Below are 21,582 nucleotides of genomic sequence, written 5' to 3'. Positions count from 1 at the left end.
GCAGAGAATCCGGCATGGAGGCAGAGGCCGACTTCGGTGACGTGGCCGTCCGGTTCGCAGGCCGCCGCACGTGGGCCACCCGCCTGGAACGGCGGATCGCGATCGTGACCTGGATCGACACGCCCTAACGCCGACGCCGCCGACAGACCGCGCTCGGCCGGCTGACCCCCGTCGACTGCGAAACCGTGTCGAATGCGAAACCGTGTCGAATGCGAAACCGTGTCGAATGCGAAACCGGCATGACCGCACCGGCTCGCCGTTCGTTCGAACCTACGCGAGGTCGGGGCGCCGTCCGATCGCCGCTCAGCCGTCGTACGGCGTGAGCTCGGCGCGCTTCGGGGGCCGTCCGTCGCCGGAGGACCTGCCGGTCAGCCGCCGGCCGATCCATGGCACCAGGTGCTGCTTGGCGAAGCGGGCGTCGGCGACCCGGCGCGTCATCCAGTTCGGCGGCACCGCGGGCGGCAGCGCGGCGCGCCAGTCGTCCTCCGGCTCCAGGCCGAGCGCCTGCCAGACCGCCTCCGCGACCCGGCGGTGGCCCTCCGCCGTCAGATGCAGCCGGTCGACGTCCCACAGCCGCTGGTCGCCCAGGACATCGGCCCCGTACAGGTCGACCACGACGGCGCCGTGCCGGGCCGCGAGGTCGTCGATGCAGGAGAACAGCTCCTCCATGCGCGGGCGGAAACGCTCCATGACCGGGCCGTTGCGGCCCGGGCTGCGCATCAGGACCAACTGCTCGCAGGACGGGGCGAGCTTCTCGACGGCCTCGGTCAGCAGATCGCGCACGCGCACCATGTCGCACTTGGGGCGCAGCGTGTCGTTCAGCCCGCCGACCAGCGTCACGACATCCGCCTTCATCGCGGCGGCGACGTCGATCTGCTCCTCGACGATCTGGCCGATGAGCTTGCCGCGCACGGCCAGGTTCGCGTAGCGGAACCCCGGGGTGCGCGCCGCCATCCGGCCGGCCAGCAGGTCGGCCCAGCCGCGGTAAGAGCCGTCGGGCAGCAGGTCCGACATGCCCTCGGTGAAGGAGTCGCCGACCGCGACGAGACTGGTGTAGTTGGCATTCATCTGCATGGCGTCAGTGATCGTATCCCGGACGCCGGGGCCGTGCGGGCCGCAGGTCTGGGCAGCGGCCGCGGACGGCGGTATGCCGGGAACAAGCAGGACGCGACAGCGCACGGGGAACACGGGGGAGTACGTCATGGGCATCGGCACCATGTGGACGGTGAGCTTCTGGAAGGCCACCGCCGAGCGCGCGATCAGGACCTTCGCACAGTCACTGGCCGCCGTCCTGGTCGCGGGGGCGACCAATCTGCTGGACGTCGACTGGGCGGCGGCGTTCGGCACGGCGGGCCTGGCCACGCTGCTGGCGGTGCTCACCGCCGTCGGCACGGCCGGCGTGGGACCGCACGGCCCGGGGATCCTGGAGACCCCGGCGCCGAAGGCGGCCCCGGAGCGGCCGGCGGCCTGACCCGGCCGGCGGCCTGACCCGGCCGGCGGCCTGACCCGGCGGCCGCGCGCTCAGCCGGCCGCGGTCACCAGCACCCCGTCGGCCACCCGCACCCGGTCACCGGTGAACCGCTCGCGCAGCCTGCGGTCGTGCGAGACCACGACGAGGGTGCCCGCGTACCCGGCGAGCGCCGCGTCCAGGTCCTCGACGAGCGCGGGCGCCACATGGTTCGTCGGCTCGTCCAGGAGCAGCAGGTCGGCGGGGCGGGACACCAGGAGGGCCAGGTCGAGACGGCGGCGCTGGCCCACCGACAGGCCGCGCACCGGCACGGCCAGATCCTCCTCGCGGAACAGACCGAGCACGAGGAGGGCCTCGGCGTGCTCCTCGGGCGGCCCGCCGAGCCCGGCCGCGAACACGTCGAGCAGCGCCCGGTCCGCGCCCTCGTGGGTGACCTCCTGCGCCAGGTACCCGATGCGCGGCGGCAGCCCGACGCTGCCCGTGTCCGGGGTGAGCCGTCCGGCGAGGAGGGCGAGCAGCGTCGACTTGCCCGCGCCGTTCGGCCCCGTCACCAGCGTCCGTGACCCCGGCGCGAGGACCAGCCGGTCCACGGTCAGCCGGCCCTCGACGACGGCGTCCGTCACCTCGACGGGACGCACGAAGGGATGGCCGCCGCCGTCCAGAGTGCCGTCGCCCGCCGTGAAGCGCAGCGGGTCCGGCGGCCGCGGCACCGGGTCGGCGCGCAGCCGTCGCAGCCGCTCGCGCGCGTTGCGCACGACACCGGAGATCTGGCCCTCGACCGACCGCTGGTGTGGGGAGAACTTGGCGAACGTGCTGCTGTCCCGCATCCGCCAGCCGCTGCCGAGCCGGTCGGCGTTCCGCCCGGCGATCTCCTCCTGCCGCGCCACCTCGTCGGACCACGCGCGGTGGCGCTCCTCCCAGCGGCGGCGCAGGGCGGTGCGCTGTTCCAGGTAGCCGTGCCAGCCGTTGCCGAAGCGGGACACGGTCTTCCGGTCGCCGTCCACCTCGACGATCGAGGTCGCCACCCGGTCGAGGAAGACCCGGTCGTGGGTGACCGCGACGACGGTGCCGCGATGCCCGCGCAGCCGGTCCTCCAGCCAGCTCAGCGCCTGGTCGTCGAGGTGGTTCGTCGGCTCGTCCAGGAGCAGCAGCTCGGGCTGCGGGGCGAGGACGCAGGCCAGCGCCAGGCGGGCCGCCTCGCCGCCCGAGAGCGAGCCGAGGGTCCGGGTGCGCGCCAGGTGCGCGGCGCCGAGGCCGTGCAGGGCGGCCTCCACGCGGGCGTCGGCGCGGTAGCCGTCGCGCGCCTCGAACGCCGCCACCAGGTCGGCGTACGCGGCGAGTCCGGCCCGGTCCGCCGTGCCGAGCTCCGCCTCCGCCGCCCTGATCCGCCGTTCCAGGTCGCGCAGCTCGGCGAGCGCGCCGTCGACCGCGTCCTGCACGGTCGCGTCGGGCGGCAGCGGCGGCGTCTGCGCGAGATACCCGGCCCCGCCGTCCGCGACCACGACGACCGAGCCGTCGGCCGGCCGCAGCTCGCCCGCGACGAGCCGCAGCAGCGTCGACTTGCCCGAGCCGTTCTCACCGATGACGCAGACCCGTTCGCCGGGGCGCACGGTCAGCGCGACCCGGTCGAGCACCGGCCGGTCCGGATACCCGTACGTCACGTCCTTCAGGACAAGCTGACTCATACGCCCCTCCCCAGGGTCAGGCGGTCTGGCCGAACAGCTCCCGCAGTACGTCCTCCATGGTGACCAGCCCCGCGAGCCGGCCGTCGGCCCCGAGCACCGCCGCGACATGCGTACGGCTGCCCCGCATCGCCGTCAGCACGTCGTCCAGCGGCGTCGCCTCGCGCACGCGTGCGATGGGCCGCATGTCCGGCACCCGGAACGGCAGGTCGCGCGGAGTCGCGTCCAGCGCGTCCTTCACATGGAGATAGCCGACGATGCGCCGGCCCTCGTCCACGACCGGGAAACGGGAGAACCCGGACTCGGCGGACAGCCGCTCCAACTGCTCGGGAGTGACGCCCACGCGCGCGTAGACAACCTTCTCCAGCGGCATGACGACGTCCTTGACCGGGCGGCGGCCCAGTTCCAGCGCGTCGTGCAGCCGTTCCTGCGCGCGGTCGTCGATCAGGCCCGCGTCGGAGGAGTCCTTGACCATGCGGGCCAGTTCGTCGTCCGAGAACGTCGCCGAGACCTCGTCCTTGGTCTCCACGCGCAACAGCTTCAGCAGCGTGTTCGCGAAGGCGTTCACCGTGAAGATCACCGGACGCAGGGCGCGCGCCAGGGCCACCAGCGGCGGACCGAGCAGCAGCGCGGAGCGCACCGGCTCGGCGAGCGCGATGTTCTTCGGCACCATCTCGCCGAGCAGCATGTGCAGATACGTCGCCACCGTCAGCGCGATCACGAACGAGATCGGGTGCACGAGACCGTGCGGCACGCCGACCGCGTCGAAGACCGGCTCCAGGAGATGCGCGATGGCGGGCTCGGCGACGATGCCGAGCACCAGGGTGCACAGCGTGATGCCGAGCTGCGCCGCGGCCAGCAGCGCCGACACGTGCTGCAGGCCCCACAGCACGCTGCGCGCCCGCCGGTCGCCCTCCTCCGCGAACGGCTCGATCTGGCTGCGGCGTACGGAGATGAGGGCGAACTCGCCGCCCACGAAGAAGGCGTTGACGACAAGGGTCGCCAGGCCGATCAGAAGCTGGATCGCGGTCATCGGGCCTCCTCCTGGACCGGCGTACCGTCGGCGGGCGCGTGCAGCAGGACACGGGCGGCGCGGTGGCCGTGCGCGTCCACGACGTCGAGCCGCCACCCGGCGACCTCGACGCGGTCCCCGTTGTCGGGGATACGGCCCAGCTCGGTGGCGACGAGACCGGCCAGGGTCTCGTACGGGCCTTCGGGCACCCGCAGTCCGACCCGCGCGAGCTGGTCGGTGCGGGCGGCGCCGTCCGCCGAGTACAGGGTGCGGCCGTCCTCGTCGGTGCCGGCAGCCGCGATGTCGGGCGTCTCGTGCGGGTCGTGCTCGTCACGCACCTCGCCGACGACCTCCTCGACGATGTCCTCCAGGGTGGCGACGCCGGCCGTGCCGCCGTACTCGTCGATCACCACGGCCATCGTCCGTTTGCGGGACAGCCGGTCGAGCAGCTGGTCCACGGAGAGCGTCTCCGGGACGAGCAGCGGCTCGCGCAGCAGCTCGGTGACGCCCTTGCGGGCGCGCTGCTCGTCGGGCACGGCGAGCACGTCCTTGATGTGCACGATGCCGACGACGGTGTCGAGGTTCCCGCGGTAGACGGGGAAGCGGGACAGGCCGGTCGCCCGGGTCGCGTTCGCCACGTCCTCGCAGGTGGCCAGGACGTCGAGGGCGATGACCTGGACGCGCGGCGTCATCACGTTCTCCGCGGTCAGGTCGGCCAGGTTCAGGGTGCGCACGAACAGCTCGGCGGTGTCCGCCTCCAGCGCGCCCTCCTTCGCGGAGTGCCGGGCCAGCGCCATCAGCTCCTGCGGGCCGCGCGCGGAGGCGAGCTCCTCGGTCGGCTCGATGCCGAAGCGGCGCACGAGCCGGTTCGCCGTGTTGTTCAGATGCGAGATGAACGGCCGGAACACCGCGCTGAACCAGCGCTGCGGCGTGGCCACCCGCTTGGCGACGGCCAGCGGCGACGAGATCGCCCAGTTCTTCGGTACCAGTTCACCGACGACCATCAGGAACACGGTCGACAGGGCGGTGCCGAGCACGAGCGCGACCGACGACGAGGCCGACTTCGGGATGCCGACGGCCTCCAGCGGGCCCGCGATCAGCTTGGCGATGGACGGCTCGGCGAGCATGCCGACGACCAGGTTGGTGACGGTGATGCCGAGCTGCGCGCCGGAGAGCTGGAAGGTCAGCTGCCGTACGGCCTTGAGGGCGCCGGCCGCGCCGCGCTCCCCGCGCTCGACGGCGTCCTCGAGGTCGCGGCGCTCCACGGTCGTGAGGGAGAACTCCGCCGCGACGAAGGCGCCGCAGGCCAGCGAGAGCAGTACTGCGACGGCGAGCAGGAGCACTTCGGTCATCATCGGGACGTCACCTCCGTCCCATGATCGGACAGGGGCCGGAGGGGCGCGCGGTCTCGTGGACCGGGCAGGGGGACGGACCGGGTGACGGGCCGGGTACTGGGAGGCTCGCCCATGGGCGGACGCTCACACCTTTCGTGGACGTGGAGGACTTAAAGGACGTGGTGGACGTGGTGGACGTGGACGTGAAGGGCGTGGTCGAGGTCGAGAAGGGCCCGCCGTGCGCGGAGGCACGGCGAGCGACCCATCCATGGTAAAGGATCGGCAAAACCCCGGGTGGGGTGATCCGCTACCGGCCGGTGAAGGGCTTCACCCAGCGGCTCCACTCGGGCTGCGGGGCGTAACCGGCGGCCTTCCAGGCGTGGTGCGCCAGCTCGTTCTCGTCCAGGACCATCGCGTCGCCGCGCCGTCCGCCGAGCGCGACGAACCGCTCCTCGGCGGCGGTGAGCAGCGCCGAGCCGACGCCCTGCCGCCGCGCGTCCGGATGCACCGCGAGGCGGTAGAGCGAGGCGCGCCAACCGTCCCATCCCGCGATCACCGTCCCCACCAGCTCCCCGTCGCGCTCGGCGAGCAACAGCGCCTCGGGGTCGCGGGCGACCAGGCGCTCCACCCCCGCGCGGTCGTCGCTGATGCTCGTGCCCTCCGCGGCCACCTTCCAGAAGGCGAGCACGGCGTCGAGATCGGTGGGGGCGGCGGACCGGATACGAAGATCATTCATGGTCCGAGGCAACCAGGCGGCGGTCGTGCCCGGCAATCCATTTCACGGACCGGACACCGGGTTCGGCACAGGACTCGGCACCGGGATCAAGGAAGAACCGGACACCGGGTTCAGGGACCGGACACCGCCCTCCCCGCCCACTCCGGCGGCGCCTCCGCGAGGGCGGCGAGCCGTGCGCGTACGGCGTCGGGGAAGGGCACGGCACGGCCCGCCTGCTGGTCGACGTGCAGGGCGAGCAGCTCGATGGTGGCGACCGGGGTGTCCGCCGCCCGGCCGTCGTACATCTCGTGTGTGAACCGCGCCTTCTTCCCGGCCGCGCCGAGCATGCGCGTACGCACCGTGAGCGGGGCGCCCTCCGGTACGTCCTTGAGGTACCGGACATGGGACTCGACCGTGTACAGCGAGCAGCCGGTGCTCGCCCGGTAGGCGGCGTCGAGTCCCGTACGGTCCATCAGCGCGTCGGTGGCGTACCCGAAGACCAGGACGTAGAACGCCTCGCTCATGTGGCCGTTGTAGTCGATCCACTCGGGGCGCACCGTCGCGTGCAGCAGCGGCAGGCTCATGATCCGTCACCGCCTCCGGGCAGCCGGCCCGTGGCGCGCAGGACGGCGATGACACCGCGGTCGCGCTCGGCGACCAGGTCCGCGACGGTACGTCCCGCGGCCGCGTCGTCGCACCCGGAGACCACCGCGTCGTACAACTCCTTGTCCAGTTCCGGGGCTTGGAGCCGGGTCCACGGAGACTTCAGGGACGGGCCGAAGTGGTCGAGCATGTGCGCCATCCCGCCCTCACCGCCGGCCAGTGCGAAGGTGAGCATCGGACCCATCAGGGCCCAGCGCAGGCCGGGGCCCTCGGTGATGGACCGGTCGATGTCGGCGACCGTCGCCTCGCCGTTCGCCACCATGTGCAGCGCCTCGCGCCACAGCGCTTCCTGGAGCCGGTTGGCGATGAAGCCGGGGACCTCGCGGTCCATGGTGATCACGGATTTGCCCGCGATCTCGTAGAAGCGCGCCGCCCAGCGCACGGCGTCGGGCGCGGTCCGCTCCCCGCCCACCACCTCCACCAGCGGGATCAGGTACGGCGGGTTGAAGGGGTGCCCGACGAGGAGCCGGCCGGGCGTGGCCGCCTCCGTCTGCAGGTCGGTCATCGGGTAGCCGGACGTGGAGGAGGCGATCACGACCTCGGCGGGCGTCGCCGCGTCGAGGCGGGCGAGCAGACCGCGCTTGAGATCCAGCTTCTCCGGGGCGCTCTCCTGCACGAACTCCGCGTCCGCGACGGCCTCTTCGAGCGTGGCGGCCACCGTCAGACCCTCCGGCGAGGCGCCCTCGGCGAGCCCTAGCTGTTCCAGGGCGGGCCAGGCCGCGTCGACGAGGCGCCGCAGCCGCTCGGCCGCGTCGGGCGCCGGGTCCCATGCGGTGACGTCGTAACCGCGGGCGAGGAAATGGGCGGCCCAGCCGCCGCCGATCACTCCGGCGCCGACACAGGCGACGCGGCGCACGTGTTCGGGGGCGGGCCGCACATCCCGTACGTCGTCGGTCACTTGAGCCCCCACGTGAGCCGGGCCTCGGCCGGAGAGGCGACGCGCGCGCCCATCGCCTCGACGATCGTGACGGCGCGCTCCACGAGCTGCGCGTTGGTCGCCTTCACGCCCTTGCCGAGGTACAGGTTGTCCTCCAGGCCGACCCGGACATGGCCGCCGAGCAGCACCGACTGGGCCACCCAGGGCATCTGCATCCGGCCCAGCGCGAAACTCGCCCACCGGGCGCCCCGCGGCAGCATGTTCACCATCGACTGGAGTACGCCCGGATCGGCGGGCGCGCCCCACGGGACGCCCATGCACAGCTGGAACACGGTCGGCTCGTCGAGCAGCCCCTCGGCGAGCAACTGCTGGGCGAACCAGAGGTGCCCGGTGTCGAAGATCTCCAACTCGGGCCGTACGCCCAGCTCCTGGATGCGGCGAGCGCCGGCACGCAGCATGTCGGGCGTGGAGACGTAGAGGTTCGAGCCGTCGCCGAAGTTCAGGGATCCGCAGTCCAACGTGCAGATGTCGGGAAGGAGTTGCTCGACGTGCGGGAGGCGCTCCAGGCCGCCGACGAGATCGGTGCCCGGCAGGTGGCGCAGCGGCTCGTCGGGGTCGACGACCAGGTCGCCGCCCATCCCCGCGGTGAGGTTGATGACGACGTCGGTGCCGGTCTCCTTGATGCGCTCGACGACCTCGCGGTACAGCCGCGGATCGCGTGACGGCGCACCGGTCTCCGGATCACGTACGTGGATGTGGACCGCGGCGGCACCGGCCTCGGCGGCCTGCACCGCCGACGCGGCGATCTGCTCGGGGGTGACGGGGACGTGCGGGCTCTTGCGCACGGTGTCACCCGCGCCGGTCAGGGCGCAGGTGATGATGACGTCCTGGTTCATGGTCGCGACGGTTCCTCTCGGGACGGAGCACGGCGAGGGACGGAGCACGGCAAGGGACGGAGCAAGGCAACGGGTCGGAGCAAGGCAACGGCTCGGAGCGTGTGTCGGGCGGCGACGAAGACCTCACGACCGTAACCACGCGACGCTCGTCCGCTCAAGACCTCGTTTCATGATGCGAGCCAGCACCGCACCAAATGAACACAGGAACCGGGGTGTTCAGAGCGCCCGCGCCGCCCGCGCGATCTCCTCCGCCGCGGCCTGCGCGAGCGGGCCGAGCGTGCCGAACCGCGCCTCGGGCACCCGGTCCTGCGGCCCCCAGATGCTGACCACCGCGAACGGCCGGCCCCGGCTGCCGAGCACCGGCGCCGAGACCCCGTACAGGCTGCGCTCCATCTCGCCCACGCAGACGCTGTACCCGCGCTCGCGCGTCCGCTCCAGCTCGTCCCGCAGCCGCTTGCGGTCGGTGAGCGTGGTGTCCGTGAACGCCTCGTACGTCTGCGCCGGCCCGCCGAGCAGCGCCTCCTGCTCCTCCTCCGGCAGCCAGGCGAGCAGCGCCTTGCCGGTCGAGGTGGCGTGCAGCGGGACCTGCCGGCCGAGCCATTTCGCGCTGAGCACCACAGGCGGCGTGACCTCGTCGATGTAGGTGAGCCCGAGCTGCTGCACCACCGCGAGGTTGGCCGTCTCACCGGTCTGCTCGCTGACCCGCAGCAGGGTGCCGTGGGCGCGCCTGATCAGCCCGTCGAACCCGGCGACCGACGCCATCCGGGCCACCGCGAACCCGACCGTGTACCGGTTGGTGACCGGACTGCGCTGCACGAGCCCGAACCGCTCCATCGTCGACAGCAGCCGCCAGGCCGTCGCGCGGTTCAGCTCGCAGCGGGCGGCCAGATTCGTGGCCGTGTCGCCGTCCGGCGCACTGTCCGCCGTCGCCTGCAGCAGGGTGATCGCGCGCTCCAGGGACTGGACCTTGCCCGACGTGCCGCCGGCCTCACCGGCCCTGGCCGGTCCTTCGTCCTCAGCGGTGTGCCGTGCGTTCGCCATACGTATCCGTTCCTCGGCTCTCAAAGGTTCTCAAAGGCTCTCAAGTGATGGGGGAATACAAACGTTCAGTCTGGGCAGGCGGGTAGGCGCAGGGCTTGTGACCTCGAACTTCCCCTGTTCTTCCGCCTCTTGACCTCCCTCCCGGCCGTCCCTATGTTCTCAGCATTCGAGCGGCCATCGCGTCATGTGAACGTACCGAATTCCGGGATCTGGAGGCGACCCCTGACATGCCCGACCGACCATCTCCGCCCGGCGTGGGCCTTGGAGGGCTGTCCCGCGGTCTGACGCGCAGGGACGTGCTCCGCGGCGGGGCCCTGCTCGCCGGCGCGGTTCCGGCCGCGGGCCTGCTGTCCGCCTGCTCCCGGCCGAGCGTCGCCGCGTCGGACGGGAAGCCGCACCGCGGCGGCGTGCTGCGGGTCGGCGTCAGCGGCGGCAGCGCCAAGGACAGCCTCGACCCGCACAGCCCGCTCACCTACCCCGACCAGTCGCGCGTGGTGAACCTCTTCGAGCCGCTCTTCACCCACGACGCCTCGTACCGGATCAAGCCGCTGCTCGCCGAGTCCGTCGAACCGTCCAAGGACGGGAAGACATGGGTGGTGAAGCTGCGTCCGGGCATCGAGTTCCACCACGGCAAGACGCTCGACGCCGACGACGTCATCGCGACCCTGCGCCGCATCGTCGACCCCAAGGCGCCCACGGCGGGCGCCGGCAGCCTCGCCATGCTCGACGCGAAGGCGCTCAAGCGGGAGAACGCCACCACGGTGCGGATCCCGCTGAAGACGCCGTACGCGCTCTTCGAGGATCTGCTCGCGCAGTACACCCTCGGGATCATCCCGGCGGACTTCGACCTGAAGCGGCCCGTCGGCACGGGCCCGTTCCGCTACCGGTCGTTCGCGCCCGGCGACCGGTCCACCTTCCGCCGCTTCGCCGACTACTGGCGGCGGCCCGCGTACGTCGACGAGGTGCACATCCTCGACTTCCCCGACGACACCGCGAAGATCAACGCACTGCTGAGCCGCCAGCTCGACGCCATCGACAACCTGCCGCCCGCCTACATCGAGATGATCAGGAACCAGGGCGGGCAGGTGCTGATCTCGAAGACCGGCTCCTGGAACCCGATCACGATGCGCGTCGACACCGCCCCGTTCGACGACGTCCGAGTCCGCCAGGCGTTCCGGCTGATCGTCGACCGGCCGCAGATGGTCGACCAGGTGCTCGGCGGCCAGGGCCGCGTCGGCAACGACATGTACGCGCCGTTCGACCCCGCCTACGCGAGGCAACTCCCGCAACGCCACCAGGACCTGGGCAAGGCCAGGTCGCTGCTCAAGGCCGCCGGGCACGAGGGGCTGAGCGTCGAACTGGTCACGTCCTCCGGAATCGGCGCGGGCTCCATCGAGGCCGCCCAGCTCTTCGCCCAACAGGCCAAGGGCGCCGGGGTCAAGGTCGACGTCCGCATCACCGACTCCGCGACCTTCTACGGCGACCGCTATCTCAGCTGGCCGTTCGCCCAGGACTACTGGATCACCCGGAACTACGTCCCCCAGGTGGACTCCGGATCCCTCAAGACGTCCCCGTACAACGAAACCCACTGGAACGACCCGGAGTTCACCCGCCTCATGGCCAGGGCCCGCAGCGAATTCGACGCAGACAAGCGCAAGGACCTCCTGCAAGCCGCGCAGAAGATCGAGTACGAGCGCGGCGGCCACATCATCTGGGGCTTCAAGAACCAGGTCGACGCCTACGCGGCCAACGTCACCGGGTTCACCCCGAACTCCAATCTGCCGCTGTCCAACTACGAGTTCCGCAATGTCTCGGTCAGCGGCTGAGGCGGCGGCGGTTCCCGCGGCGGACGGGTCCCTCCGCCGCGACGACGCCCCCGCCCCCGCACGCACCTGGACCCTGTGGGCACTGCGCCGCGTCGGCATGGCGGTGCTCACCCTGTGGCTGATCTCGCTGCTCGTCTTCACCGCCACCCATCTGCTCGGCGACCCCGCCCAGGCCATCCTCGGCCGCTCGGCCACCCCGGAGCGGCTGGCCGCGCTGCGGAGCCAGCTGGGCCTCGACGAGTCGCCCGTCCACCAGTACTTCTCCTGGCTCGGCGGCGTCCTCACCGGCGACTTCGGCACCTCGCTCGCCACCAAGGGCCCGGTCTCCGCCCTCATCGGCGGGAGGATCGTCAACAGCGCTGTCCTGGTGGGCATCTCGGCCGTCGTCATCGCGCCGCTCTCCGCGCTCGTCGCCCTCTACTCGGCCCGCCGCCGCGACCGCGCCGCCGACCACGTCATCCAGGTCGCGCTGCTCGGCACCGCCGCGCTCCCCGAGTTCGTCATCGGCATCCTCCTGGTCACCCTCTTCTCCACCGTCGTCTTCACCTGGCTGCCGTCGGTCGCGGTCTCCTGGACCGGCAGCCCCTGGTCCGACCCGGTCGTGATGATCCTGCCGGTGGCGACGCTCACCCTGGCCGTCGTCCCGTACGTCGCCCGGATCCTGCGCGCCTCCCTCATCGAGGTCCTGGAGAGCGACTACGTGGAGATGGCCCGGCTCAAGGGCGTCCCCGAGCGCAGGGCCGTCGCCCGGCACGCGCTCGGCAACGCCGTCGTCCCCGCCATCCAGGTCATGGCGCTCCAACTCGCCTGGCTCGCGGGTGGAGTCGTGGTCGTGGAGAGCCTGTTCCTGTACCCCGGCATCGGCACCGCCCTGGTCGACGCCGTACGCAACCGTGACGTCCCGGTGATCCAGGCGCTCGCCCTGCTGATCGCCGCCGTCTACGTCGCCGTGAACCTGATCGCCGACGTCCTGACCATCCTGGTGACGCCCAAGCTCCGGACGGGGGTGCGGTGATGGCCACCGCAGTGCTCGACACGAACACCGGCACGACCGGGGCGGACCCGACGGCCCGCAGGCCCCGGCTGCGCGGGGCGCTCGCCTCCGCCCGCACCTGGGTCGGCATCGTCCTCACCGTCGTCATCGTGGGCATCGCCTTCCTCGGCCCGCTGTTCTCCCCGCACGGCGAGAACGACATCGTCGGCGCCCCCTACTCGGACTCCGCGCCGGGCGCGCTCCTCGGCACCGACTACCTCGGCCAGGACGTGTGGAGCCGGCTGCTCGCCGGCGGCGACTGGGTCGTGGTCACCGCCGTGTCGGCCACCGTGCTCGGCATGGTGCTCGGCGTCGCGGCCGGGCTCGTCGCCGGGTACGCGCGCGGCTGGGTCGACGAGATCGTCATGCGGGTCTGCGACGTGATCCTCGCCTTCCCGCAGATCGTTCTCGTGCTGGTCCTGCTCTCGGTGGCCGGGCCGAAGCGCTGGCTGGTCGTCGTGGTCGTCGGCGTCTCGCACGCCCCGCGCGTCGCCCGGCTCACCCGCGGCATGACGACCGGGCTCGCCACCCGCGAGTTCGTCCAGTCCGCGGAGGCGCTCGGCGAGAAGCGCACCCGCATCCTCTTCCGCGAGCTGCTGCCGAACATGTCGGCCCCGCTCCTCGCCGAACTCGGCCTGCGGCTGACCTACTCCGTCGGCCTCGTCGCCTCCATCGGCTTCCTCGGCTTCGCCTCCGACCCCAGCGCGGCCGACTGGGGCCTGATGATCAACGAGAACCGGCTGGCCCTCGCCGTCCAGCCCTGGGCGATCCTCGGCCCCGTCCTCGCCATCGCCGTTCTCGCCCTGGGCACGAACCTGATCGCGGACGGGATCGCCCGCGCGGCGGCCGGGTCCGATACGGGGGCCGGGGCATGAGGGGGTTCGTCGCCGGGTGCCGCCCGGTGGGGCTTCTGCGAGACCAGCCACGACGCACCCGAAGCCCGCACCGCACACCCACCCGGCAGACGGGGTCGGCCCCCGCCACGAAGGGAGCCACCTCATGAACCCCGCGATCACCGTCACCGGTCTGCGCGTAGCGCTCGGCCGCAGCGGCCCCGACGTCGTCGACGACATCACCTTCGACGTCGCCGCGGGCGAGATCCTCGCCCTGGTCGGCGAGTCCGGCAGCGGCAAGACGACCATCGCCACGGCCCTGCTCGCGCACACCCGCAGGGGCGCCCGCGTCGACGCGGGCGAGGTCGTCCTCGACGGCCGCGAACTGCTCGGCGCCCCGGAAGGCGAAGCCCGCAAACGGCGCGGCAGCGAGGTCGCGTACGTCCCTCAGGACCCGGCCGCCTCCCTCAACCCCGTGATGCGCGTGGGCAGCCAGATCCGTGAGGTCCTCGACGTCCACCGCGCGGGCACCCCCGCCGAACGCGACGCCCGCGTCCGCGAGGTGCTCGCCGAGGTCGCGCTCCCCGCCGACGACGCGTTCCTGCGCCGCTACCCGCACCAGCTCTCCGGCGGACAGCTGCAGCGCGTCGGCATCGCCATGGCGTTCGCGCTGCGCCCGCGCGTCCTCGTCCTGGACGAGCCGACGACCGGCCTCGACGTCACCACCCAGGCCCATGTCCTCGCCACCGTGCGGGAGTTGTGCGCCCGGCACGACGTCGCCGCCGTCTACGTCACCCACGACCTCGCCGTCGTCGGGGAGTTCGCGCACCGCGTCGCCGTGATGTACGCGGGCCGCATCGTCGAGACCGGCCCCCGCGAGACCGTCTTCGCGACGCCCTCGCACCCGTACACCCGCGCCCTGCTCGCCGCCGTACCGAGCGTCAACGAGGCCCGCGTCCTCACCGGCATCCCCGGCAGCACCCCCTCGCCGGGCCGCCGCCCCACGGGCTGCCGGTTCCGTGACCGCTGCGACTTCGCCGAGGCCGCGTGCGCCGAGGGCGAGCCGGACCTCGCGCCCGTGTCCGACACCGCCGTGCTCGCCCGCTGCCGCCGTGTCGACCACGTCCGCGCCCGGCCCCTCGCCTTCACCGTCGCCGCACCGGACGACGCCCCGCGCCCCGAACCCGTGCTCACCGTGCGCGAGTTGACGGCCCACTACGGCTCCCGGCAGATCCTGCACGGCATCGACCTGGACGTCGGCCGCAACGAGTGCGTGGCCGTCGTCGGTCAGTCCGGCAGCGGCAAGTCGACCCTCTCGCGGGCTGTCGGCGGACTGCACGAGGAGTGGACGGGAAGCGTCTCCTTCCAGGGCGAGTCCGTACCCGCCGGCGCCCGGCGGCGCACCCGCGAACTGCGCAAGTCCGTCCAGTACGTCTTCCAGAACCCGTATCTCGCCCTGAACCCCCGGATGACCGTCGGCAAGATCGTCCGACGGCCGCTGGAACTGTTCGGCCTGGCCAAGGGCGCCGCCGCCACCGAGCGCGTCCACGAACTCCTCGCTCAGGTCATGCTCTCGCCCGGCGTCCACGACCTGCGCCCCGACCGGCTCTCCGGCGGCGAACGCCAGCGCGTCGCCATCGCCCGCGCCCTCGCCTGCGAACCCGAACTGCTCATCTGCGACGAGGTGACCTCCGCCCTCGACGTCTCCGTACAGGCGTCGATCGTGACCCTCCTCGACGACCTGCGCACGAGCCGCGGCCTGTCGATGCTGTTCGTCACCCACAACCTCGCCCTCGTCCGCTCCCTTGCGACCCGGGTGGCCGTCCTCTCCGAGGGCCGCATCGTCGAGGAGGGCGCGACCGCCGACGTGCTCGACCGCCCCGCGCACGCCTACACCCGGCAGCTGCTGTCGGACACCCCGGGCCGCGAGGGCGACGGCGCCCCCGAACTCGTAGGAGAAGAAGCCTGATGACCGCCGCGGCCTTGGACGTCGAGTCGCTGCGCGAACCTCAGCGCTGGTTCCCCCGCACCACCGAGATCCCCGCGGCCACGGCCCCCGCGCCCTGGCCGCGCGCCGAACGCCCGCTCTCCGTGCGGGTCTTTGGCGCCGGACGCACCATGGACCTCGACGAGTTCCTCGACATCACGTACACCACCGCGCTCCTGGTGATCGTGGACGGCACCCTCGTGCACGAGCGCTACTTCCACGGGGTCACCCCCGAGGACCGGCTGCTCGGCAACTCGGCGACCAAGTCGGCGCTCGCCCTGCTGGTGGGTGGCATCCCCGGCCTCGACCTCGACGCGCCCGCACGCTCCTACGTCCCCGAGCTCGACGACAAGGCGTGTGGCTACCGGGATGTGACGATCCGTCATCTCCTTGCCATGACCACGGGCGTCCACTGGGCGGAGGACCACCGCGACCCGGACTCGCCCGCCGCCCGTCTGGTCGCCCCGGTCCGCGAGGGCACGGGCAGCCTGCGCGAGCAGCTCGTGCGGATCCCGCCGGGGCGGACGCCGGGCACCTCCTTCACGTACTGCACGGCCGACTCGCTCGTCCTCGACTGGGTCCGCGAACGCGCCACGGGGCGCGACTTCACCACCGACCTCGCGCGTCTGTGGAACGCCGTCGGCGCCGAACACCCGGCCGTCGTCGGGCACGACCCGCACGGCGTCGCCATGGCCGGCGGCTCCCTCGCGGCCACGGCCCGCGACTGGGCCCGCCTCGGATGGCTGCAGATCGACGGCCGCTGGCACGGGAACCCGCTCGTCCCCGCAGGCTGGGCCGACGAGTCCAGCAGGCCCGGCGAACTTTTCCTGCGCCCCGGGCGGCTGCCGACTACGATCACCACGCACGCCGGGTTCGGCCACCACTGGTGGCCGCTGGACACGGCGGGGCGGCGGGTCACCGCCGACGGGATGCGCGGGCAGTTCGTGTACGCCGACCGCGACCGTCGGGTGGTCGTCGTCAAGACCTCGGCGTGGCCGCACGGCGACGCGTGGGCCGACATGCAGTACCGGGACCTGTGCTACCTGGCACTTCCGGCCGTCGCCCAGGCGGCGGCCGCCATGCGACAGACGGATCAGGGGGAGTGAATGGCCAGCAGATTCACCGAGGTGGTCGTCGACTGCCACGACCCGGAGCGCCTCGCGGCGTTCTGGTGCGCGGTTCTCGACTTCGAGGTGATCGACCGCGGCAAGGACAAGGTCGAGATCGGTTCCTGGGAGCCGACCGTCGAGGAGGTCAGGGCCCGGCAGATGCCGCCCACCGTGGTCTTCATCCAGGTGCCCGAGGGGCGCACGGTGAAGAACCGGCTGCACCTCGACGTCAGCCCCATCGACCGCAGCACCGACGACGAAGTAGCGAGGCTCCGCGAACTCGGCGCGACCCCGGTGGACGTGGGCCAGGACCCCGGGAGCACCTGGGTGGTCATGGCCGACCCGGAGGGCAACGAGTTCTGCGTCCTGCGCACCCTGGCCCCGACCGCCGACTAGCGGGTCACACCTGCGCGGCCCGCTCCCGGCCCTCGTGCGCGCGCACGGCCTCGATCACCGGTCCCAGCGCCTCGAAGTGCGGCTCCAGGACCGTGAGGTACGAGACCCCGTACCGCTCCCGTACGGCGAGGACCTGCGCCGTGATCTCCTCGACCGTCCCGACCAGCAGGAGCGGCGAGTCGAGGAGGTCCTGTTCCGTGAGGTCGGGCATGTGCCGCAGCCACGGCCGGACCGCGGCGCCCCGGTCCTGGGTGACGATCACCATCTGCACCAGCAGATTCAGCTCGGCCGGCTCCGCGCGGTGGGCGGCGAACTTCCGGTACGCGGCGACGCGTTCCCCGATCCCGCGCGCGGGCAGCGGGAGGAGCCCACCCGCATTGCCCGGCGCCGGGCGGGCCCCGGTGAACGCGGCGATGTCCGCGTGCTCCGCGGCGATCCGCAGCATCCGGTCGCCGTTGCCCCCGATCAGCAGCGGTGGCCGGGGGCCCTGCTCCGGCGAGCCGAGCTGCCGGTCCAACTCCTCGACCGTACGCAGCAGATGATCGACGCGGCCGCCCGGCGTGCCCCACTCGACACCGGCCTGCTCGAACTCCTCGCGCACGTACCCCGTGCCGAGCCCCAGCTCCAGACGGCCCCCGGTCAGCGCGTTGACCGTCGTCACCTCGCGGGCCAGCAACACCGGGTTCCAGAAAGCACAGTTGAGGACGAACGTGCCGACCTGCGGGCGGGTCGTCGCCCCGGCCGCCGCGACGAGCGCGGGGAACGGGGCCGGCGCCCCCAGGTGATCGGGAACCAGGATCACGTCGTAGCCCAGCTCCTCCGCCCTGCGGCACTTGGCGCGCCAGGCGTCGTCGGGGGCAGGGCTGACCATGTTGACACCGAAGCGGAACGGGCGCGGCATGAACTCTCCTACCTGGTCCGGTACGTGCACTCCTGCCGCGCCATCCCCTCACTCGTGCGCGATCGCCGCCAGTACGTTCATCCGCGACGCCCGCAGCGCCGGCAGCAGCGCGGCGGCGAGCCCCACGAGCACCGAACCGATGACCACGGCGACGATCGTCGACCACGGGATCGCCAGCGCCGTCATCCCGGCCAGGGCGAGCACCTGGTGGGCGGCCACCCCCCAGATCAGGCCGAGCGTGAGCCCGAGCACCGCCCCGAACACGGCGATCACCACCGACTCCAGACGGATCATCCGCCGCAGCTGCCGGCGCGCGAGGCCGATCGCCCGCAGCAGCCCGATCTCCCGGGTGCGCTCCACGACCGACAGGGCGAGGGTGTTGACCACACCGAGCACCGCGATCACGATCGCGAGCCCGAGCAGCGCGTACACCAGGTACAGGAGCACCGCGATCTGGTCGTGGATCAGCTTCTTGTAGTCCGACTGGTCACGCACCTGCACCTGCGGATACGGGTCGAGGGCCTTGTCGAGGCGGGCGCGGAGGGTGCTGTCCGAGGTGCCGGGCGCGGCGTTGAGGTACACCGCGGAGTCCTGACCGCCGGGCACGTACTTCAGCAGCGTGGACATCCCCAGGTAGAAGCCGCCCTGCAGACCGAAGTTGCTGCCTCCCTGGTCGGTCAGGGCGCCCACGGTCAGCCGGGCGCGCTGCCCGCCGGGGAACTCGACCGGCAGCACACTGCCCACGCGCGCGTGATGGTCGTCGGCGAAGCTCTTGTCCAGCGCGATGCGGCCGGGCGCGAGCGCCTGCGCGGTGTCGCCCCGCGCATACGTGACATGGCCGACGGAGTCGACCTGCGGGTCCCAGCCGGCCGCCGTCGTCCTGACCCGCTTGCCGTCCGGCATGTGCACGGCGAGGGCGGTGAACCGCTGCCGTACGACGAGGCCGACGCCCTCCGTGTTCCTGATCCTGTCGGTGACCTCCTGCGGGAACGGCACGAAGTTGGCGTTCTGCACCGTGAAGTCGGCGCCGAGCGTCTTGTCGATCTGCTGGTCGAAGGACTTGCTCATGGAGGCGCTGGCCACGGACATGCCCGCGACCAGCGCGAGCCCGACCATCAGGGCGGCGGCGGTGGCGCCGGTGCGGCGCGGGTTGCGCAGCGCGTTGCGCCGGCTCATCCGCCCGACCGAGCCGAACACGACGGGGAACGCGGCGCCGAGCACCCGGATCACCGGACGGACCAGCAGCGGGCCCGCGATCACCGTGGCGATCAGGGTCAGCACGATGCCGAGCCCGAGCAGCGAACTCGCCGGCTTCGTCTTCGTCGCCACCGCGCACCCGACGAGCGCGGCCGCCCCGGCCGCGGCCACCAGGACGCCCACGACGGCCCGCGTCCGCAGCGGACGTCCCACGCCCGCGATCTCGGCGTCGGCGAGCGCCGCCATGGGGGAGACCCGGGCCGCCCGCCGCGACGGCAGGTACGCGGCCACGAACGTCACCCCGACACCGACCACGAAGGCGGCGACCGGCGTGCCCCAACTGACCACCATCTCTGTCGACTTGAGGTTCATCCCGAAGACGCCCATCAGCTTGATGAGCCCGGCCGCCAGCCCCACCCCGAGCCCGAACCCGACGGCCGAGCTGACGATCCCCAGCAGCACGGCCTCGGTCAGCACCGAGCGCCGGACCTGCCGCCGGTCGGCGCCGAGCGCCCGCAGCAGCCCCAACTCCCGCGTCCGCTGGGCGATCAGCATCGAGAACGTGTTGACGATCAGGAAGACCCCGACGAGAACGGCGATCCCGGCAAAGCCCAACATCACAAACTTGATCACATCCAGGAATCCGCCCAGGTCCTCGGCGGCCGACTTCGCCTCCTCCTTCGCCGTCTTCAACTCGTAGCCGCTGCCCAGCTGTCGCGCGATTCGCTGCTTCAGTACGGCGTCGCTGACACCGGGGCTCGCGTCCACGGAGACGCTCGTCGCCCGGCCGAGACCACCGAGCAGTTTGCGTTGCGCCGTCGGGGTGTCGAGGAAGACGAGGGCGGCGCCCGGGTTCGTGGTGCGGAACGTCGCGATGCCGACGATCCGCACCTTGAACGATCCGGGCCTGGCCAGGACCGTGAGCGTGTCGCCGATCCGTACGTGCTTCTTGTCGGCGGTGTCCGCGTCGAGCAGCGCCTGACCGGCGCCGTGCGGCGCGTGTCCCGAGGTCAGCCGGACCGGACTGCGGTCGGTGGGGTCCCAGTTGGTGGCGATGGTGGGGGCGCCCGTGGTCGGTCCGACCGAGTCGTTGTGCCGGTCGACGACCGTGATGTTCTCGACCTCGGCGTCGATGTGCGTGGCCGCGACCCCGTCGACGGCCCTGATCCGCGGGACGACCGACGTGGACAGCGTGCGTACCTCGCCCGACGGGACCGCTTCCTTGAGGTCGTCCTCCTCGGGGCCGACCTGGACGTCCGCGGACGTCGAGGCGAACAGCCGGTCGAAGGTGCGGGCCACCGTGTCGGAGAAGATCAGGCTGCCCGCGACGAACGCCACCGAGAGCACCACGGCGAGCGCGGACAGGACGAGGCGCCCCTTGTGCGCGAGGAAACTCCGTAACGTCGCCTTCAGCATGACCCCGTCCTACGTCCGCGGCTTCGGCTGATCGGTGGTGTGCGGCGCGGGCAGACCGCGTACGACGTCGAACTGCTTCATCCGCTCCAGGACGGCGTCGGCCGTCGGCTCCCGCATCTCGTCGACGAGACGGCCGTCGCCGAGGAAGAGGACCAGGTCGGCGTGGGCGGCGGCGCCCGGGTCGTGGGTCACCATCACCACGGTCTGCCCCAGGTCGTCCACGGCCTCGCGCAGGAAGCCGAGCACCTCCAGGCCCGCCCGCGAGTCCAGGTTGCCGGTCGGCTCGTCCGCGAAGATCAGCTCGGGGCGGGCCGCCAACGCCCGCGCGCACGCCACGCGTTGCTGCTGCCCGCCCGACAACTGGGCGGGCCGGTGCTTCAGCCGGTCCCGCAGCCCGAGCGTCTCGATGACCTGGTCCAGCCACGCGCGGTCCGGCTGCTTGCCCGCGATGTCCATCGGCAGCGTGATGTTCTCGGCCGCGTTCAGCGTGGGGATCAGGTTGAAGGACTGGAACATGAAGCCCACCCGGTCGCGCCGCAGCCGCGTCAGCTCCCGCTCCTTGAGCCCCGTGATCTCGGTCTTCCCCAGCCACACCTGTCCCGCCGAGACCGTGTCGAGTCCCGCCAGGCAGTGCATGAGCGTGGACTTGCCCGAGCCCGAGGGGCCCATCACCGCCGTGAACCGCCCGCGCGCGATGTCCACGTCCACGGAATCGAGCGCCAGCACCTGGGTCTCCCCGGATCCGTACGCCTTCGTCAGGCCCCTGGCCCGCGCGGCGACCACATCCGTGACCACATCCGCATCCCTCACCCCAACTCCCTTGCATCGCAGGCCAGTTGTTCACCGGGTCGGCTACGAGGATAGTCCGGTGCACCCCGGAGCGACCCGTCTTGCGGGCGCTAGCGGCCCGGCGCTAGCGTGGGGTCATGCCGAAGACCCAGCTGAACGTTCGGGTGGACGCGGACACCGCCCGCGCCGCCCGGGAGCGGGCCCTGGCCCGCGGCATGAGCGTCAACCGCTACATCGAGGAACTGGTGCGGCGGGACGCGGGGGAGCAGGGCCGTGCGTTCGTCGACGCCGCCGCGGACTTCATGAAGCGGTACGAGACCGTGTTCGCCGAGGAGTTCGGTACGGACGCGGAAGGCCGGCGCCGGCCCGTTGAGTGACGCGAGCGGTCCCCCGCACTTCACGGTCGA

At 72.3% G+C, this 21,582-nt stretch carries 20 protein-coding genes; 8 read left to right on the top strand and 12 right to left on the bottom strand.

Annotated elements, in window-relative coordinates:
• Window positions 1-303 precede the first annotated feature (303 nt).
• Window positions 304-1,074: an SGNH/GDSL hydrolase family protein gene (locus J3486_RS14230; protein ID WP_207820644.1), complete on the bottom strand. Its 771-nt coding sequence runs from the start codon at window positions 1,072-1,074 to the stop codon at window positions 304-306.
• A 127-nt stretch (window positions 1,075-1,201) separates the two neighbouring features.
• Here J3486_RS14230 and J3486_RS14225 point away from each other — a divergent pair, with 127 nt between their 5' ends.
• Entirely contained in the window at window positions 1,202-1,471 is a 270-nt protein-coding gene (locus J3486_RS14225; protein WP_207820643.1) for a holin, read from the top strand.
• A gap of 50 nt (window positions 1,472-1,521) precedes the next feature.
• On the opposite strand, the gene J3486_RS14220 is transcribed toward J3486_RS14225, so the two are convergent.
• The 8 genes from J3486_RS14220 to J3486_RS14185 form a co-directional block, all read right to left on the bottom strand.
• Window positions 1,522-3,153, bottom strand: a complete 1,632-nt coding sequence (locus J3486_RS14220; RefSeq protein WP_207820642.1) for an ABC-F family ATP-binding cassette domain-containing protein — start codon at window positions 3,151-3,153, stop codon at window positions 1,522-1,524.
• Between the two features lie 16 nt (window positions 3,154-3,169).
• Window positions 3,170-4,183, bottom strand: a complete 1,014-nt coding sequence (locus tag J3486_RS14215) for a hemolysin family protein (RefSeq protein WP_207820641.1) — start codon at window positions 4,181-4,183, stop codon at window positions 3,170-3,172.
• On the bottom strand, window positions 4,180-5,514 hold the full coding sequence (locus tag J3486_RS14210) for a hemolysin family protein (RefSeq protein WP_207820801.1): 1,335 nt from the start codon (window positions 5,512-5,514) through the stop codon (window positions 4,180-4,182). Before J3486_RS14210 ends, J3486_RS14215 begins: the two co-directional genes overlap by 4 nt.
• 289 nt (window positions 5,515-5,803) lie before the next feature.
• A complete protein-coding gene (locus tag J3486_RS14205) occupies window positions 5,804-6,232 on the bottom strand; it encodes a GNAT family N-acetyltransferase (protein ID WP_207820640.1) in 429 nt (142 codons plus the stop codon).
• 110 nt (window positions 6,233-6,342) lie between these two features.
• Window positions 6,343-6,795: a thioesterase family protein gene (locus J3486_RS14200; protein WP_207820639.1), complete on the bottom strand. Its 453-nt coding sequence runs from the start codon at window positions 6,793-6,795 to the stop codon at window positions 6,343-6,345.
• A complete protein-coding gene (locus J3486_RS14195; protein WP_307804807.1) occupies window positions 6,792-7,772 on the bottom strand; it encodes a 3-hydroxyacyl-CoA dehydrogenase NAD-binding domain-containing protein in 981 nt (326 codons plus the stop codon). The genes J3486_RS14200 and J3486_RS14195 overlap by 4 nt, the downstream gene beginning before the upstream one ends.
• On the bottom strand, window positions 7,769-8,647 hold the full coding sequence (locus J3486_RS14190; protein WP_207820638.1) for a 3-keto-5-aminohexanoate cleavage protein: 879 nt from the start codon (window positions 8,645-8,647) through the stop codon (window positions 7,769-7,771). Before J3486_RS14190 ends, J3486_RS14195 begins: the two co-directional genes overlap by 4 nt.
• 216 nt (window positions 8,648-8,863) lie before the next feature.
• Complete coding sequence (locus J3486_RS14185) at window positions 8,864-9,688, bottom strand: IclR family transcriptional regulator (RefSeq protein ID WP_207820637.1); 825 nt, start codon at window positions 9,686-9,688, stop codon at window positions 8,864-8,866.
• Window positions 9,689-9,915: 227 nt separating this feature from the next.
• Here J3486_RS14185 and J3486_RS14180 point away from each other — a divergent pair, with 227 nt between their 5' ends.
• From J3486_RS14180 to J3486_RS14155, 6 genes are all read left to right on the top strand, one after another.
• Complete coding sequence (locus tag J3486_RS14180; RefSeq protein WP_229377978.1) at window positions 9,916-11,514, top strand: ABC transporter substrate-binding protein; 1,599 nt, start codon at window positions 9,916-9,918, stop codon at window positions 11,512-11,514.
• Window positions 11,495-12,529, top strand: coding sequence for an ABC transporter permease (locus J3486_RS14175; protein WP_207820636.1), 1,035 nt, complete (start codon window positions 11,495-11,497; stop codon window positions 12,527-12,529). Before J3486_RS14180 ends, J3486_RS14175 begins: the two co-directional genes overlap by 20 nt.
• Complete coding sequence (locus J3486_RS14170; protein ID WP_207820635.1) at window positions 12,529-13,422, top strand: ABC transporter permease; 894 nt, start codon at window positions 12,529-12,531, stop codon at window positions 13,420-13,422. Before J3486_RS14175 ends, J3486_RS14170 begins: the two co-directional genes overlap by 1 nt.
• Before the next feature lie 124 nt (window positions 13,423-13,546).
• Window positions 13,547-15,349, top strand: coding sequence for an ABC transporter ATP-binding protein (locus J3486_RS14165; RefSeq protein WP_207820634.1), 1,803 nt, complete (start codon window positions 13,547-13,549; stop codon window positions 15,347-15,349).
• Entirely contained in the window at window positions 15,349-16,473 is a 1,125-nt protein-coding gene (locus tag J3486_RS14160; protein WP_207820633.1) for a serine hydrolase, read from the top strand. The genes J3486_RS14165 and J3486_RS14160 overlap by 1 nt, the downstream gene beginning before the upstream one ends.
• Window positions 16,474-16,872, top strand: coding sequence for a VOC family protein (locus J3486_RS14155; protein ID WP_207820632.1), 399 nt, complete (start codon window positions 16,474-16,476; stop codon window positions 16,870-16,872).
• Between the two features lie 4 nt (window positions 16,873-16,876).
• Here the strand turns inward: J3486_RS14155 and J3486_RS14150 are convergent, their stop codons facing one another.
• The 3 genes from J3486_RS14150 to J3486_RS14140 are packed head-to-tail and all read right to left on the bottom strand — an operon-like array spanning window position 16,877 to window position 21,196.
• Window positions 16,877-17,773, bottom strand: coding sequence for an LLM class F420-dependent oxidoreductase (locus J3486_RS14150; RefSeq protein WP_207820631.1), 897 nt, complete (start codon window positions 17,771-17,773; stop codon window positions 16,877-16,879).
• Window positions 17,774-17,821: 48 nt separating this feature from the next.
• Complete coding sequence (locus J3486_RS14145) at window positions 17,822-20,386, bottom strand: ABC transporter permease (RefSeq protein ID WP_207820630.1); 2,565 nt, start codon at window positions 20,384-20,386, stop codon at window positions 17,822-17,824.
• A 9-nt stretch (window positions 20,387-20,395) separates the two neighbouring features.
• A complete protein-coding gene (locus tag J3486_RS14140; protein ID WP_207820629.1) occupies window positions 20,396-21,196 on the bottom strand; it encodes an ABC transporter ATP-binding protein in 801 nt (266 codons plus the stop codon).
• A gap of 116 nt (window positions 21,197-21,312) precedes the next feature.
• Between J3486_RS14140 and J3486_RS14135 the strand changes: the two genes are divergently transcribed.
• On the top strand, window positions 21,313-21,552 hold the full coding sequence (locus J3486_RS14135; RefSeq protein WP_207820628.1) for a toxin-antitoxin system HicB family antitoxin: 240 nt from the start codon (window positions 21,313-21,315) through the stop codon (window positions 21,550-21,552).
• The last annotated feature ends 30 nt before the right edge of the window (window positions 21,553-21,582 follow it).

It is taken from the genome of Streptomyces sp. VRA16 Mangrove soil (genome assembly GCF_017377775.1).
In the GTDB taxonomy this organism is placed as follows: Bacteria; Actinomycetota; Actinomycetes; order Streptomycetales; family Streptomycetaceae; genus Streptomyces.
This window is presented reverse-complemented; position numbering and strand designations above follow the sequence as displayed.